This window comes from Rhizobium sp. Rhizsp82, from assembly GCF_047325115.1.
GTDB lineage: Bacteria > Pseudomonadota > Alphaproteobacteria > Rhizobiales > Rhizobiaceae > Rhizobium.
Map to the genome: position 1 here is coordinate 2,456,017 of NZ_CP168570.1, position 13,658 is coordinate 2,469,674.

16 protein-coding genes are annotated in these 13,658 nt (G+C 63.6%); 7 read left to right on the top strand and 9 right to left on the bottom strand.

Annotation, left to right across the window (positions count from 1 at the left end):
* Positions 1-142 precede the first annotated feature (142 nt).
* Positions 143-1,393, top strand: coding sequence for a diguanylate cyclase (locus ACEN84_RS17100; protein ID WP_413709332.1), 1,251 nt, complete (start codon positions 143-145; stop codon positions 1,391-1,393).
* Here ACEN84_RS17100 and ACEN84_RS17105 read toward each other — a convergent pair.
* Positions 1,390-1,527 (bottom strand): hypothetical protein, encoded by a 138-nt coding sequence (locus ACEN84_RS17105; RefSeq protein WP_413709333.1) that lies wholly within the window; start codon positions 1,525-1,527, stop codon positions 1,390-1,392. The genes ACEN84_RS17100 and ACEN84_RS17105 overlap by 4 nt on opposite strands.
* 72 nt (positions 1,528-1,599) lie before the next feature.
* Here ACEN84_RS17105 and ACEN84_RS17110 point away from each other — a divergent pair, with 72 nt between their 5' ends.
* Complete coding sequence (locus ACEN84_RS17110; RefSeq protein ID WP_112711495.1) at positions 1,600-3,003, top strand: DegQ family serine endoprotease; 1,404 nt, start codon at positions 1,600-1,602, stop codon at positions 3,001-3,003.
* Positions 3,000-4,316, top strand: coding sequence for a replication-associated recombination protein A (locus ACEN84_RS17115; RefSeq protein ID WP_199629440.1), 1,317 nt, complete (start codon positions 3,000-3,002; stop codon positions 4,314-4,316). Before ACEN84_RS17110 ends, ACEN84_RS17115 begins: the two co-directional genes overlap by 4 nt.
* Positions 4,317-4,333: 17 nt before the next feature.
* On the opposite strand, the gene ACEN84_RS17120 is transcribed toward ACEN84_RS17115, so the two are convergent.
* From ACEN84_RS17120 to ACEN84_RS17145, 6 genes are all read right to left on the bottom strand, one after another.
* A complete protein-coding gene (locus ACEN84_RS17120) occupies positions 4,334-4,639 on the bottom strand; it encodes a DUF1883 domain-containing protein (RefSeq protein ID WP_112711497.1) in 306 nt (101 codons plus the stop codon).
* 116 nt (positions 4,640-4,755) lie between these two features.
* Positions 4,756-5,022: a hypothetical protein gene (locus tag ACEN84_RS17125; protein WP_413709334.1), complete on the bottom strand. Its 267-nt coding sequence runs from the start codon at positions 5,020-5,022 to the stop codon at positions 4,756-4,758.
* Positions 5,023-5,141: 119 nt separating this feature from the next.
* Complete coding sequence (locus ACEN84_RS17130) at positions 5,142-6,041, bottom strand: dihydrodipicolinate synthase family protein (RefSeq protein WP_413709335.1); 900 nt, start codon at positions 6,039-6,041, stop codon at positions 5,142-5,144.
* Positions 6,042-6,048: 7 nt separating this feature from the next.
* The gene (locus ACEN84_RS17135; RefSeq protein ID WP_413709336.1) at positions 6,049-6,192 is read right to left on the bottom strand and encodes a hypothetical protein; all 144 of its coding nucleotides are present in this window, start codon (positions 6,190-6,192) and stop codon (positions 6,049-6,051) included.
* A 113-nt stretch (positions 6,193-6,305) separates the two neighbouring features.
* Positions 6,306-7,307, bottom strand: a complete 1,002-nt coding sequence (locus tag ACEN84_RS17140; protein ID WP_413709337.1) for a ketopantoate reductase family protein — start codon at positions 7,305-7,307, stop codon at positions 6,306-6,308.
* Positions 7,308-7,394: 87 nt separating this feature from the next.
* Positions 7,395-7,613, bottom strand: coding sequence for a hypothetical protein (locus ACEN84_RS17145; protein ID WP_130282461.1), 219 nt, complete (start codon positions 7,611-7,613; stop codon positions 7,395-7,397).
* A 201-nt stretch (positions 7,614-7,814) separates the two neighbouring features.
* Between ACEN84_RS17145 and ftsZ the strand changes: the two genes are divergently transcribed.
* Positions 7,815-8,837, top strand: a complete 1,023-nt coding sequence (gene ftsZ / locus ACEN84_RS17150; protein ID WP_112711502.1) for a cell division protein FtsZ — start codon at positions 7,815-7,817, stop codon at positions 8,835-8,837.
* Positions 8,838-8,852: 15 nt separating this feature from the next.
* Here ftsZ and ACEN84_RS17155 read toward each other — a convergent pair whose 3' ends face one another.
* Positions 8,853-9,710, bottom strand: a complete 858-nt coding sequence (locus ACEN84_RS17155) for a LysR family transcriptional regulator (protein ID WP_413709338.1) — start codon at positions 9,708-9,710, stop codon at positions 8,853-8,855.
* Positions 9,711-9,811: 101 nt separating this feature from the next.
* Between ACEN84_RS17155 and ACEN84_RS17160 the strand changes: the two genes are divergently transcribed.
* Positions 9,812-10,801 (top strand): zinc-dependent alcohol dehydrogenase family protein, encoded by a 990-nt coding sequence (locus tag ACEN84_RS17160; RefSeq protein WP_413709339.1) that lies wholly within the window; start codon positions 9,812-9,814, stop codon positions 10,799-10,801.
* A 55-nt stretch (positions 10,802-10,856) separates the two neighbouring features.
* On the opposite strand, the gene ACEN84_RS17165 is transcribed toward ACEN84_RS17160, so the two are convergent.
* The gene (locus ACEN84_RS17165; protein ID WP_413709340.1) at positions 10,857-11,690 is read right to left on the bottom strand and encodes an oxidoreductase; all 834 of its coding nucleotides are present in this window, start codon (positions 11,688-11,690) and stop codon (positions 10,857-10,859) included.
* Positions 11,691-11,818: 128 nt separating this feature from the next.
* On the opposite strand from ACEN84_RS17165, the gene ACEN84_RS17170 reads away from it, so the two are divergent.
* Entirely contained in the window at positions 11,819-12,706 is an 888-nt protein-coding gene (locus tag ACEN84_RS17170; protein ID WP_413709341.1) for a LysR family transcriptional regulator, read from the top strand.
* Positions 12,707-12,795: 89 nt separating this feature from the next.
* Entirely contained in the window at positions 12,796-13,641 is an 846-nt protein-coding gene (locus ACEN84_RS17175; RefSeq protein ID WP_413709342.1) for an oxidoreductase, read from the top strand.
* Positions 13,642-13,658: the final 17 nt, after the last annotated feature.

The following is a 13,658-nucleotide window of genomic DNA, read 5'->3' on the forward strand; positions in this document are numbered from 1 at the left end:
TGAATCAAGATCGCAGGTCGGCCGTCGCCTTCAGCCATGCCCCGATCGGAATATGAAGGATTCGCTAAATGCAATATATCCGATTTGTTCACCAATATATGGGATGCATCGCTATATCGGTCGGTTGAGGAGCAATGCGGCAATGGTCGTTGCACGTGCATTCGGTAAGTCTTCCGCAGACGCACGGAAGCGGGAAATGGAGCGTCTTGCGGCGCTGGAGCAGCTCGATCTTCTCGACGCGCCGAGAGACGAGGGCTTCGATCGCATCGTCCGGCTGATCAAGCAGATCTTTGCGATCGATATCGGCCTCGTCTCGCTCATCGATGCGCATCGGCAATGGTATCAGGCCTGCTCCGGCCTCACCGCCGATGAAGTGCCGCGGGAAGATACGTTCTGCCGCTATGTCGTCGATTACGAAGAGCCCGTCATCGTCCAGGATGCCACCAAGGATCCACGCTTCGCGCAGCATCCGGCAGTCACCGGCGAAAGCCATATCCGCTTCTATGCCGGCGTTCCGCTGACGACCAAGGCCGGGCATATCATCGGAACGGTCTGCGCCATCGATCGCCGGCCGCGATCCTTCGGCGCCCGCGACCTCGCCATCCTGGAAGAGCTCGCGGGTGCGGCGATGGACCGTATCGAGCTGCTGCAATCGGCGGCGACCGACAGCCTGACGGAAGCCTTGACCCGGCGCGCCTTCAAGCAGGAGGCCGACCAGCTGATCTCGCTGGCGATCCGCCATCAGCACAATCTCTCCACCATCGTGCTGGATATCGACCGCTTCAAGAGCGTCAACGATACCCACGGCCATGCCGCAGGTGATCAGGTGCTGCGCGCGGTGGCCGCGACCTGCAAGGCCAATCCCAGGGCCGGCGATCTGTTCGGTCGCCTCGGCGGCGAGGAATTCTGCATCGTGCTGCCGCATATCGACCGCGAGGGTGCCGCAGCCGTCGCCGAAAAGATGCGTGCGGCAATCTCGGCCCAGCCGATCCAGGGCGACTTTGGCGCGCTGACGGTAACCGCGAGCTTCGGCATCTCCTCCATGTCGATCGTCACCAAGGATATCGAAACGCTGCTCGCCCAGGCCGATGCCGCGATGTACCACGCCAAGAACAGCGGGCGCGATCGCTGCGTCTCGTGGAACTCCATCCAGTCCGAAGGTTCGGCTGGCGCGCGCCGCCGCGTCCTGAAGGCAGGCTCTATCCTGTTCAACGACCGCCGCTCGACCATCGACTGCACCATCAAGTCGCTCGGCGCCGATAGCGCCGGCCTCTCGGTTTCGAACTCGGCCGGGATCCCGCCGGAATTCATTCTGGCGATCAAGGGCGAGGGCTTCGAGACCACCTGCCGGGTCATCGCCCAGGACCGCCAGAACCTCGAGGTTGCCTTCTAGCATCTCTCTTCGAGACGGCTGTCACACAGCGGTGACCAGGTGAGGTCTTTTGCCTTGCCGATCAATTCCATATCCTGCTTTGCTGAATCAAACTCGCAGGCCGGAAGCATCATCAGGCGGGCGGAAGCTTCCATGCTTCCGCCCTCTTTCCTTTCTAGCGTCCGGCGCTACAACACTGATCCGGAAGCATTTCAGAAGGGATTCCAATGCAAGGCCTGTTGAAACGTTCGTTTGTCCCGCTTTTTGCGCTCGCGGTTCTCCTGCCGCTTGGCGCGCATGCCGAGGACGCGAAAACCGTACCGCAGAGCCAGATGCAAATGCAGCTGTCCTTCGCCCCGCTGGTCAAGCAGACCTCGGGCGCGGTCGTGAACGTCTATGCCGAAAAGACCGTGCAGCGGCAGTCGCCCTTTGCCGGCGACCCCTTCTTCGAGCAGTTCTTCGGCCAGCAGATGCCGAACCGGTCGGAGAAGCAGTCGTCGCTCGGCTCCGGCGTCATTGTCGAGGCGAACGGCACCGTGGTCACCAACAACCACGTCATCGAAGGCGCCGACGATATCAAGGTGGCGCTCTCCGACGGCCGCGAGTTTCCCTGCAAGGTCGTGCTGCGTGACGATCGCCTCGATCTCGCAGTGCTGAAGATCGATACCAAGGCCAATTTCCCGACGCTGCCGATCGGCAATTCAGATGCCGTCGAGGTCGGCGATCTCGTTCTCGCCATCGGCAACCCCTTCGGCGTCGGCCAGACGGTGACCTCGGGCATCGTTTCCGCGCTCGCCCGAAACCAGGTCGTCAAGAACGAGTTCGGCTTCTTCATCCAGACCGATGCCTCGATCAACCCCGGCAATTCCGGCGGCGCGCTGATGAATATGAAGGGTGAGCTGATCGGCATCAACACGGCGATCTTTTCGCGTGGCGGCGGCTCGAACGGTATCGGCTTTGCGATCCCTGCCAATCTGGTGAAGGTCTTCCTCACCTCGGCCGATGCCGGCGTGAAGTCCTTCGAGCGTCCCTATGTTGGCGCCACCTTCGATGCGGTGACCTCGGAGGTTGCCGAGGCGCTCGGCCTCGACAAGGCCCGTGGCGCGCTGATCGTCAAGGTGACCGACGGTAGCCCGGCGCAGAAGGCTGGCCTGAAGGCCGGCGAGATCGTCACCTCGGTCAACGGCATCCCGGTCGAGCATCCGGATGCGCTCCTCTATCGTCTGACGACGGCCGGCCTCGGCAATACGGTCAAGCTCGGCGTCGTCGAGAATGGCGGCGAACAGCAGGTTGCGCTGAAGCTCGATCGCGCCCCCGAAACCTCGCCGCGCGACCAGCGCACCATCGGCGGCCGCACGCCCTTCACGGGCACCGTCGTCGAAAACCTCTCGCCGCGCGTTGCCGACGAGCTGCGCATGCCGACGGAATCGACCGGCGTCGTCGTTGCCGAGGTCAAGGATGACTCTCCGGCCGCGCGCCTCGGCTTCGAACCGAAGGATATCATCGTCGCGATCAACGGAACGCCGGTGCAGACCACCGAGCAGCTGTCGCAGATCGCATCCGACGATGCAGGTCTCTGGCGCGTCGAAATCGAGCGCGACGGCCAGAGGATCAGGCAGTTCTTCCGATGAGTGATGATCTCTTCGCACCGCGCATTCCAGATGAGGTCGCCAGCCGGCGGCCTCTTGCCGATCGGTTGAGGCCGCAGACGCTGTCTGAAGTCGCCGGGCAGGGCCACCTGACCGGCGAGGATGGCGTCCTCCGGCGGATGATCGAGAGCGGATCGCTCGGTTCGATGATCTTCTGGGGACCGCCCGGAACCGGCAAGACGACGGTGGCGCGCCTGCTTTCGGGCGAGGCGGGCCTCGCCTTCGAGCAGATTTCCGCGATCTTCTCCGGTGTTGCCGATCTGAAAAAGGTGTTCGAGGCCGCCCGGCTACGCCGCATGGATGGCCGCCAGACGCTGCTCTTCGTCGACGAGATCCATCGCTTCAACCGCGCCCAGCAGGATAGCTTCCTGCCGGTGATGGAGGACGGCACCGTCATCCTCGTCGGCGCCACCACCGAGAACCCGTCCTTCGAGCTCAACGCCGCTCTCCTGTCGCGCGCCCGCGTGCTGACCTTCAAGTCGCATGACGAGGAAAGCCTCAGCGAATTGCTGAAGCGCGCCGAGGAGGTCGAGCAGAAGCCGCTGCCGCTGACGGAGGACGCCCGCGCCAGCCTGCTGCGCATGGCCGATGGCGATGGCCGCGCCGTGCTGACGCTCGCCGAAGAGGTCTGGCGCGCCGCGCGCCCCGGAGAAATTTTCGACACCGAGGGCCTGACGCGCATCGTTCAACGCCGGGCCCCTGTCTACGACAAGGCGCAGGACGGTCACTACAATCTGATTTCGGCGCTTCACAAATCGGTCCGCGGTTCGGATCCGGATGCGGCGCTCTACTATCTGGCGCGCATGTTCGATGCCGGAGAAGACCCGCTCTATCTCGGCCGCCGTCTGGTGCGGATGGCCGTCGAGGATATCGGCCTTGCCGATCCGCAGGCGCTCGTCATCTGCAACGCCGCCAAGGACGCTTACGACTATCTCGGCTCACCCGAAGGCGAGCTGGCGCTGGCGCAGGCCTGCGTCTATCTGGCGACGGCGCCGAAATCCAACGCGGTCTATACGGCCTTCAAGGCGGCGACCATGGCCGCCAAGCAGAACGGCTCGCTGCTGCCGCCCAAGCACATCCTCAATGCGCCGACCAAGCTGATGAAGGATGAAGGCTATAACGAGGGCTATCGTTACGATCACGATGAGCCCGATGCCTTTTCAGGCCAGGATTATTTCCCGGAGAAGATGGGCCGCAAGACCTTCTACGATCCGCCGGAGCGTGGTTTCGAGCGCGAAATCCGCAAGCGGCTGGAATGGTGGTCGAAGCTCAGGAAAGAGCGCAATCCGCGCTGATGTCGCCTTAGGCGATCTCAGGAAGCCTTCTTCTGGGCGCCCGGTGCCGCGATCACCTTGACGGCGGATTCCGCCAGCCCGTGATGGCCTTCCATGTCGACGATCAGGTGCCAGTGGCCGCTGTCGGGGATGACCATCTTGACCGGCGATTTCTTGGCGACGCCGCCGATATATTTGAAATCGAGAACCTCAGTGAAGCGCTGGAACTGCGGTGCCGTCATCAGGCGGACGTTGTTCACCGCATTGAGCGCCACCTCGACGATGGTGCCGGCGCGCTGCTCATGAAGGTCGTAATGCTTGAAGCGGAAATTCGGCTTGCTCATCGGTCCCGAAAACTGGCTGCTATTTGACCGGTGATCTTAAGGCTGCGCGGTTAAGGAAAAGTTTGGCAGCCTGGCGGCGAAGGCTCCCGGTTTGGCACAACGGGAGCCTGTAGCGCCTAGTGCAGCCGCATGCCGCTGCCGTCGGAGACGCCGAATTCTATCAGCATGCCGTCTGCTGCGCGGCAGATATCGGCCGGGTTGTGATTGCACTCCGCAGCGGCGAAATGCAGGGCGGCGGCCTCGTTGATGAAGAGGCCGCCGACCAGTCCGTCGCGGTCGGCAACGATCCACTGTCCGCGCCTGTTCCTGCCGATGGTGAAGCGGGCGGGCGCGTTGTTGCGTTGAAGCGGATCGGCGGACGCGCCGGAAGAAAGTCGTGACATCGATATGTCCTTTCGAAGTTTTCCCGCATCTGCCTTTGGGCGTTGCGGGCTAGCACTGGAAATCTATGGTAAGTGCGGTTGGCGTTCCATTCGCGGCCATGGCTGAAACTATAAAAATCTCATAGGGATAGCGCATGGCGCACCGGGGAGGTGCAGCTCTGCAGGGCCGCGCAGATCGCCTCCTGCACGGTTTGCTCAACAGGAACCAGCGGCAGGCGCACATCAGCGGGGATGCCGGGGAAGGCACCGAGCGCGAATTTGATATTGGCAGGCTCGCCATCGCCGATCGCTGTGGCAAGCGGCGCAAGGCGGTCGGCAAGCACGAGCGCTGCCGGAAGGTTGCCGCAGGCAGACGCATGCTGCAGCGAGGTGACGAGCTTCGGCAGCACATTGGCGGCGGGCGCGATGATGCCGTCTCCGCCGCAAGCTATGAAGGCCGGTGCCGCCACCGCGTTGCCGGTGAACAGGTGGAACCGGTCGCGGTAAGGCGCCAGTGTGCCGATGTCGCCGCCGGCATCGAGCAGGCCGAAGATCGTGCCGGTCTGTGACAGTTCATCGAGGGTCGATGGCGGCAACGGCGAGGCGGTGCGGCCGGGATCGCTTGAAATGATCAAGGGCAGGCTGCATGCCGAGGCAAGCTCGCTGAAATGCCGCAGAATGCCCTTCTGTCCCGGCTTCGAATAATAGGGAACGGTGACGAGGGCTGCGCTGGCGCCGAGCGCTTCGGCGCGTCTGGTCAGCGCGATCGTGCTCGCCGTGCCGTTCGTACCCGTCGCGGCAATGACGGGCACACGATCATCGGCAGCGCGCAGCACTGTCGAGAGAACATGGTCGCGCTCCGTATCGGAGAGAGCAGGGCCTTCACCGGTGACGGTTAAGACCGCTAGGCCGCCGATGCCGCTGGCGATCTGCCATTCGGTCAACCGCTCCAAGCTGGCGATATCGACAGTGCCGTGACGGAAAGGCGTGACGAGCGGGGTGATCGCGCCGGAAAGGCGCGGCCAAACATTGCGTCGCATCGGGGCCTCACATCCAGCCGAGGATGACGTAGAGCTCGACGCAGGCAAGGATAATGCCGAACACCGTCAGCACCTGCGCCGTGCGGCGTTCGCGCATCACGCGCGGAGTAGCGCCGCGGCGCGGGCGGTGCGGAAGGGGATTGGCAGGCATGACGTCTCGCATGGGATTACCTCTGCATTCTCGGCAAAGGCTAATTCCGCAGGCCGTAGGAAATCCATTCCGGGCCGTCACGCGCCATATATGAAAAGTATAAAGGGCGGGCGCTAGGCGCCGCGGCGGTTCTCGATGTCGAGTTGCGAGACGAGCGCCAGCACCGTCTCGGATACGGGCGTCGGCACCGAGGCAAGGCGGCCGAGCGCCACGACCATGCCGCTCAGAGGCACGATCTCCAGTGCTTTGCCGGCCAGAAGATCCTGCAGCATCGATGTTCTGACAGCGCCGATATGGCGGGATTGCTCGAGGCGCTCCTCGATGGTGATCGAAAATTTCGCGCCGAGCGCCGTGCCGACGGCGCGCACCTCGTTCATGATCTTGCCGACCATGTCGTAGAGCGCCGGGTCGGCCATGATGTCGGTCATCAGGGCTCGTGTCAGCGCGCTGAGCGGATTGAAGGCGGCGTTGCCGGTCAGCTTGTTCCAGATCTCGTCGCGGATGCGCGGCGTCGTCGAAACGTTGAGGCCGGCAGCCGTCAGCAGCGCCTTGATCCCTTCGAGATCATCGCTCATCTCGCCCGAGGGCTCGCCGAGGATATAGCGGCCGTTGTTGGAAAGTTGGATCTCGCCGGGATTGACGACTTCGGCGCCCTGCATCGCAACACAGCCGATCACGCGCTCCGGTCCGATCAGCCGCCACAGGCGTCCCGCCGGATCGAGCTCTTCGAACTGCAGTTCGGCATGCGGGCTCTGGCTGTCGCGGTGGAAATACCACCAGGGAATGCCATTCAGGATCATCATCACCCGCGTGCCTTCCTTCAGGAGCGCAGCAATGCCCTCGGCCGCATCGCCAAGCTGGTGACCCTTGAGACCGGTGATGATCAGGTCCTGTTTCGGCAGGCTGTAGGGATCGTCGGTCGCGGTGATCTCCACCTTGATCGGCTTTTCGGCGCCGGCTTCGTAAAGCTTCAGGCCGTTTTCGCGGATGCTCTTGAGATGGGCACCGCGGGCGACGGCGGAAATGGTGACGCCGTTACCGGCGGCGGCAAGCTTTGCCGCGATGGCGCCACCGAGCGCACCGGCGCCGTAAACGCAGATCGATTTGAAGGACATGGGGAGGCTCCGCGAACATGAAGTGTCGCGCTAGACTTAGGTCATTCACGCGCGATGGCGAATGACAATTTTTCGCGGGCCATCAAATTAATGCGTGGCCGGAGGGTCGACGAGTTCGTTGCGGCGCAGCTCGTCGATGGCGGCCACCGCGTCTTCGGCTGACCAGCCGGCGCGAAGGGCTGCGGCCACCATCTTGACCTCGACTTCCTGTTCGAGCGCCAGGAACAGCGGCTCGAGCGCCTCCTGGACTGTCAGAACGTGATCATGCGGCGGGGCGACGGTCTGGCGTGCGGCAATGCTAGGCATTTCAGCTTTTCTCCTCTCCGTTAGATGGTGACATGAATCCGTCACAATGCACGACAGTGGAAAAGGTTCCGTATTTTATTTCGGATGGTCTCCATCTTGTTCTTTCGCCCTGCCTCTGCCTTCTTGCAGCCATAACCTGACGCTCGATTCGCTGTTCCGCAACGAGGGCGGGGCATACACTTTGCATCAAAGGAGAATGGGATGACGGACGCCAAGAGCGGCATTTCGGGACTGCGGCCGCGTATTACGGTAATCGGCGTCGGCGGCGGCGGCGGCAATGCGATCAACAACATGATCGCAGAAAATCTTGAGGGCGTCGATTTCATCGCCGCCAATACCGATGCCCAGGTGCTCGCCACCTCCAAGGCCTCGCGCCGCATCCAGCTCGGTGCGCATGTCACCGAAGGTCTCGGCGCCGGTTCGCTCCCGGAAGTCGGTCATGCGGCCGCCGAGGAATCGATCGACGAGATCATGGATCACCTGGCCGGTTCGCACATGTGCTTCGTCACCGCCGGCATGGGCGGCGGCACCGGAACGGGTGCAGCGCCGGTCATCGCCCACGCGGCGCGCCAGGCCGGCATCCTGACCGTCGGCGTCGTCACCAAGCCCTTCACCTTCGAGGGCAACCGCCGCATGAAGATGGCCGAGATCGGCATCGAGGCCCTGCGTCAGGCCGCCGATACCGTGATCGTCATCCCGAACCAGAACCTGTTCCGCATCGCCGACGCGAAGACCACCTTCGCCGATGCCTTCATGACTGCCGACCGCGTTCTCTACGCCGGTGTCGGCTGCATCACCGATCTCATCGTCAAGGAAGGCCTGATCAACCTCGATTTCGCCGACGTCAAATCCGTCATGCGCGGCATGGGCAGGGCGATGATGGGCACGGGCGAGGCGGCCGGTGAGAGCCGTGCGATGAAGGCGGCCGAAGCGGCAATCGCTAACCCGCTGCTCGACGATATCTCGATGAAGGGCGCCAAGGGCGTGCTGATTTCGATCTCCGGCGGTTCCGATATGACGCTGTTCGAAGTCGACGAAGCCGCAAGCCGCATCCGCGACGAGGTTCAGGACGATGCCGACATCGTCGTCGGCGCGATCTTCGACCGCAACCTCGATGGCAAATTCCGCGTCTCCGTCGTGGCGACCGGCCTCGATGGCAACGGCGTTCCCGCTGCTGCTCCGGGCGTTGCCGCGCAGGCGATCCCGACCCGCACGCTGCAGTAAGTCACCGACCAGTGATCAGCCGGCCGGAGTGAGCCGGCTGATCACCACATCCATGAATGCCCGCAGCCGCGGCAGCCGCTTTAGATCGCGGTGATAGCCGAGGAACGTATCGCGCCCGGGCGGTGCTTCGGGCACTTCGACGCGCTCCAATCCTGCAAAATGATCGCCGAGCGGCCGCGGCAGAACGGCCATTCCCGCACCGCGGGCGCAAAGTGCCGCCTGCACATCGCGATTGTTGCTGCGCATGGTGATCGTCGCCTTCGGGAAGGTCCGCGTCACCCAATGCACATCGGGCATTTCGGCAAAGGCCTCGTCCATGGTGACGATGGTAAAACCGCTGCCGTCGCCTGCCGTGGGGTGATGCGTGCCTTTCGCAACGTAAAGCCCGTAGCCGATATGCATCAGCTTGCGTGAGATCACCTCCGGCTCGGTGAACGGCCGGATGCGGAACACCAGATCGGCCTCGCGCCGCGAGAGGTTGAGGAGCCGCGCATCGGTGAGCAACTCGACCGAGACCTTCGGATGAGCCTGCGAGAATTCCGCCAGAACCGGCGTCAGCATGTGAAGGCCGAACCAGTCAGAACACGAAATCCGCAGCATGCCCTCGAGCGATCGCGTGCTGCCCTGCAGTTGCCGCTCCAGCGCAACGGCCTCTTCCTCCATCCGCAATGCATGCTGCAGAACGATGCTGCCCTCGTCGGTCAGCACGAAGCCATCGGCCGTTCGCTGAAACAGCATGTGGCCGGTCGCCGCCTCCAGCGCCTTCAGCCGCCGCCCCATGGTCGGCTGCGTCTGGCCGAGCTTGCGCGCGGCAGCGCCGAGCGTGCCTTCGCGGGCAATCGCGAGAAAGATCCTGACATCGCTCCATTCCATGATCGCCTCATTCAATAATGAATGGAGATCATGCGATATCTTTGATTTTCATTCAATCGTGTTGGGGAGATCATCCGGCCATCGAAACCGGAGTGACCGACATGAGCACGATGAAAGCCCTGATCCTTGAAAACCACAATGCACCGTTCCGGCTGGCCGAGATCGCCCGCCCGAAGCCTGCTGCCGGCGAAGTTCTCGTTCGCATCAAGGCGAGCGGCGTCAACCCGCTCGACACCAAGATCCGCGCCGGTGCCGCAGAGCATGCCCGCCAGCCGCTGCCTGCCATTCTCGGCATCGACATGGCCGGTGTCGTCGAAGAGGTCGGCCAGGGTGTCTCTGGCTTCCGCCCCGGCGATGAAGTCTACGGCATGACCGGCGGCGTCGGCGGCGTGCAGGGCTCGCTGGCGGAATTCGCCGCTGTCGATGCCCGCCTGCTGGCGATCAAGCCCGCGAACCTGACGATGCGCGAGGCGGCAGCCCTGCCGCTGGTCTTCATCACCGCCTGGGAAGGCCTTGTCGATCGCGCTGTCGTGAAATCCGGTCAGACGGTTCTGGTCCTCGGCGGCGCCGGTGGCGTCGGCCATGTCGCGGTTCAGATTGCCAGGGCATTCGGCGCGGACGTCTACGCTGCCGATGGCGCCTCGAAGGCCGATTACATCCGCAGCCTCGGCGCGACACCGATCGACCATGCCGCCGAAAGCGTCGAGGACTATGTCGACCGATATACCGGCGGCAAGGGCTTCGATCTCGTCTATGACACGGTCGGCGGGGCAGGGCTCGATGCCGCCTTCAAGGCCGTCAGGCGTTTCGGCCATGTGGTGACCAGCCTTGGCTGGGGCACGCATGCGCTGGCGCCGCTCTCCTTCAAGGCTGCGAGCTATTCCGGCGTCTTCACGCTGCTGCCGCTCCTCACCGGCGAGGGCCGCGAGCACCACGGCGAAATCATGCAGGAAGCAACCAGGCTTGCGGAAGCCGGGAAGCTTGTCCCGCGCCTCGATGCCCGCCGCTTCACGCTCGAGGAAACCGCCGAGGCGCACCGCCTGATCGAGGAACGCCAGGCCAAAGGCAAGCTGGTGGTCGATATCGCCTGAGACACCGAAACGCCGCCCGCAATCCACGGGCGGCGTTTTGGCGATCAGATGTGACTCAGGCGGCGAAGTCGGTCGAGACCGCAAGCGCCCGCCAGGTCGAAAGTTCCTGCTCGACGAAGGCATTCTTCTCACCGAGTTTGGCAACCGTATCGCTGCCGAACGGCATGCGCAGCGGCGGGTTCGCGGCATTGGCCAGCGTCACGATGCCGGCCGCAAACTTTGCCGGATCGCCGGGCTGCGCATGATGGGCGCTGGCGGCAAAGTCCCGCATGTCGCCGGCCGGCGTCCCCGCATAGTCGGGGATCGAGGCGGGGCTGATCGACAGCGAGTTGTCGGCCAGGAAGTCGGTCCGGAAGAAGCCGGGCTCGACGATCGTCACCTTGATGCCGAACGGCGCGACCTCGGTCGCCAGCGATTCCGACAGACCCTCCACCGCAAACTTCGTCGAGCCATAGACGCCCCAGCCGGGATAGCCGGCATAGCCGCCGATCGAGGAGAAGTTCAGGATGTGACCCGAGCGCTGGCGGCGCATATGGGGGAGCACGGCGCGGGTGACCTTCAGCAGACCGAAGACATTGGTCGCATAGATCTTCTCGATCTCCTCGGCCGTGGCCTCCTCGACGGCGCCGAGCAGCCCGTAGCCGGCATTGTTGACCAGAATGTCGATGCGCCCGAAGCGCTGGACGGCCGCGGCCGCAGCTTCCTGCGCCTGTCGCTCATCGGTGACATCGAGTGCTGCCGCAAGCAGATTGGGATGCTCGCCGATGGCATTGATGACGGTCTTCGGATTGCGGGCGGTGGCAACGACGGCATCGCCTGCGGCCAGGGCTTCCTTGGTCATCAGCGCGCCGAAGCCGCGGGATGCACCAGTGATGAACCAGACTTTCATGACACGTTCCTTTCAGATCTCTCTTCGTTGTGTGCCGGTCTCTCTGTGCCGGTGAGGGGAATTTGACCTGAAAGCCGCTCCTGCATAAGATTCGTTATTTTCCGAATTATACTGAGTGAGATTCATCAATGCGCGCGACCGATCTCTCCGAAATGGCGGCCTTCGCCGCCGTCGCCCGGCATCTCAGTTTTCGCAAGGCAGGTGAGGAGCGGGGTGTGACGGCTTCGGCGATCAGCCATGCCGTGCTCAATCTCGAGGAACGGATCGGCATCCGACTGCTCAACCGCACCACCCGCAGCGTATCGTTGACCCAGGCGGGCGAACTCCTGAAATCCCACCTCGATCCCGCCTTCGGTGAGATCAGCTCGGCGCTCGATGCGCTCAACCAGTTCCGCGACACGCCCTTCGGCAAGGTGCGCCTCAACGTCGCCAATTCGATTGCCCCCTTCGTCATCGGCCATGTCATCGGGCCGTTGCTGTCGAAGAACCCCCATCTGCAGCTGGAAATCAGCGCCACGGACCGGCTGGTCGATATCGTCGAGGAGGGCTTCGATGCCGGGATCCGCTTCGGCGAGCGCGTCACCGAGGGGATGATTGCGCTACGCATCCGGCCGCGCCTGCGCCTCGTCGTCGTCGGCTCGCCCGCCTATTTCGAGCATCGCCCGAAGCCGCTGACGCCGCATGATCTGAAGCGCCATCTCTGTATCCAGAACATGTATCCATCGGGCGTGCGCTATCCCTGGGACTTCGAGCGCGACGGCCAGCCGGTTACCTTCCATCCGAACGGGCCGCTGTCGCTCGACGACCACGAACTGATGACCCAGGCTGCGCTGGGCGGCGTCGCGCTCGCCTATGTCTGGGAAAGCCGCGTCGCCGAGCATGTCGCCGCCGGCAGGTTGATCAAGGTGCTGGACGACTGGTGCCAGCCCGAGGAGCCGCTCTACCTTTATTATCCGAGCCGCCGCCACATGTCGGCTGGCTTCCGGGCGCTGATCGAGGCGATCCGGGCGGAGTAGGCTGGTCTGGAAATCCGGCCGTTTCGCCCTACATCAGTCTTGTTACCTTTCGCCTCCCAGAGGCACTCCCCAAAGATCAGGAAAATACCATGTCCCAAGACAACGCCCCCGTCTGGTTCATCACCGGCTGCTCGACAGGCTTCGGCCGCGAGCTTGCCAAGCTCACCATTGCCCGCGGCTGGCCGACCATCGTCACTGCCCGCGACAAGGCCCGCGTCGCCGATCTCGCCGAAGGTCATGACAATGCGCTGGCCATCGCGCTCGATGTCACCGAAAAGGGACAGATCGCCTCGGCCGTCAAGGACGCCGAGGAGCGCTTCGGCCGCATCGACGTTCTCGTCAACAATGCCGGCTACGGCTACCAGTCCTCGATCGAGGAGGGCGACGATCAGGAAATCCGCGATCAGTTCGAAGCCAATGTCTTCGGCCTCTTTGCCATGACCCGCGCCGTACTGCCCGGCATGCGTACCCGCCGCCGCGGCCATGTGATCAACATCACCTCCGTTGCCGGTTTCATTGGCTTCCCGGCATCCGGCTATTATTCGGCCAGCAAGCACGCCGTCGAAGGTTTCTCGGATTCGCTGGCAGCCGAGACGGCTGCCCTCGGCATCCAGGTCACCTGCGTCGAGCCCGGCCCATTCCGCACCGATTGGGCCGGCCGCTCGCTGCGCCAGACGGAGAGCAAGATCGCCGATTATGCCGAGACCGCTGCCGGGCGCATGAAGCAGACGTCGGGTTATAGCGGCCAGCAGCCGGGCGATCCCGTGCGTGCTGCCGAGGCGATGATCAAGATCACCGAGGTCGAGAAGGCGCCCCGCCATCTCGTGCTCGGCGCCTTCGGCTATGAGGCGGTGACCAAGAAGCTTGCCGAGCGTCTGGCGCTGGTCGAAGCCTGGAAGGACACCAGCATCGGCGCCGACTTCCCGAAAAGCTGAGGGCAATCCCGAGCAAC

Coding starts and splice junctions, on each gene's coding strand:
- ACEN84_RS17100 (WP_413709332.1), top strand. CDS start 143: ATGGTCGTTGCACGTGCATTCGGTAAGTCTTCCGCAGACGCACGGAAG.
- ACEN84_RS17105 (WP_413709333.1), bottom strand. CDS start 1,527: ATGGAAGCTTCCGCCCGCCTGATGATGCTTCCGGCCTGCGAGTTTGAT.
- ACEN84_RS17110 (WP_112711495.1), top strand. CDS start 1,600: ATGCAAGGCCTGTTGAAACGTTCGTTTGTCCCGCTTTTTGCGCTCGCG.
- ACEN84_RS17115 (WP_199629440.1), top strand. CDS start 3,000: ATGAGTGATGATCTCTTCGCACCGCGCATTCCAGATGAGGTCGCCAGC.
- ACEN84_RS17120 (WP_112711497.1), bottom strand. CDS start 4,639: ATGAGCAAGCCGAATTTCCGCTTCAAGCATTACGACCTTCATGAGCAG.
- ACEN84_RS17125 (WP_413709334.1), bottom strand. CDS start 5,022: ATGTCACGACTTTCTTCCGGCGCGTCCGCCGATCCGCTTCAACGCAAC.
- ACEN84_RS17130 (WP_413709335.1), bottom strand. CDS start 6,041: ATGCGACGCAATGTTTGGCCGCGCCTTTCCGGCGCGATCACCCCGCTC.
- ACEN84_RS17135 (WP_413709336.1), bottom strand. CDS start 6,192: ATGCCTGCCAATCCCCTTCCGCACCGCCCGCGCCGCGGCGCTACTCCG.
- ACEN84_RS17140 (WP_413709337.1), bottom strand. CDS start 7,307: ATGTCCTTCAAATCGATCTGCGTTTACGGCGCCGGTGCGCTCGGTGGC.
- ACEN84_RS17145 (WP_130282461.1), bottom strand. CDS start 7,613: ATGCCTAGCATTGCCGCACGCCAGACCGTCGCCCCGCCGCATGATCAC.
- ftsZ (WP_112711502.1), top strand. CDS start 7,815: ATGACGGACGCCAAGAGCGGCATTTCGGGACTGCGGCCGCGTATTACG.
- ACEN84_RS17155 (WP_413709338.1), bottom strand. CDS start 9,710: ATGGAATGGAGCGATGTCAGGATCTTTCTCGCGATTGCCCGCGAAGGC.
- ACEN84_RS17160 (WP_413709339.1), top strand. CDS start 9,812: ATGAGCACGATGAAAGCCCTGATCCTTGAAAACCACAATGCACCGTTC.
- ACEN84_RS17165 (WP_413709340.1), bottom strand. CDS start 11,690: ATGAAAGTCTGGTTCATCACTGGTGCATCCCGCGGCTTCGGCGCGCTG.
- ACEN84_RS17170 (WP_413709341.1), top strand. CDS start 11,819: ATGCGCGCGACCGATCTCTCCGAAATGGCGGCCTTCGCCGCCGTCGCC.
- ACEN84_RS17175 (WP_413709342.1), top strand. CDS start 12,796: ATGTCCCAAGACAACGCCCCCGTCTGGTTCATCACCGGCTGCTCGACA.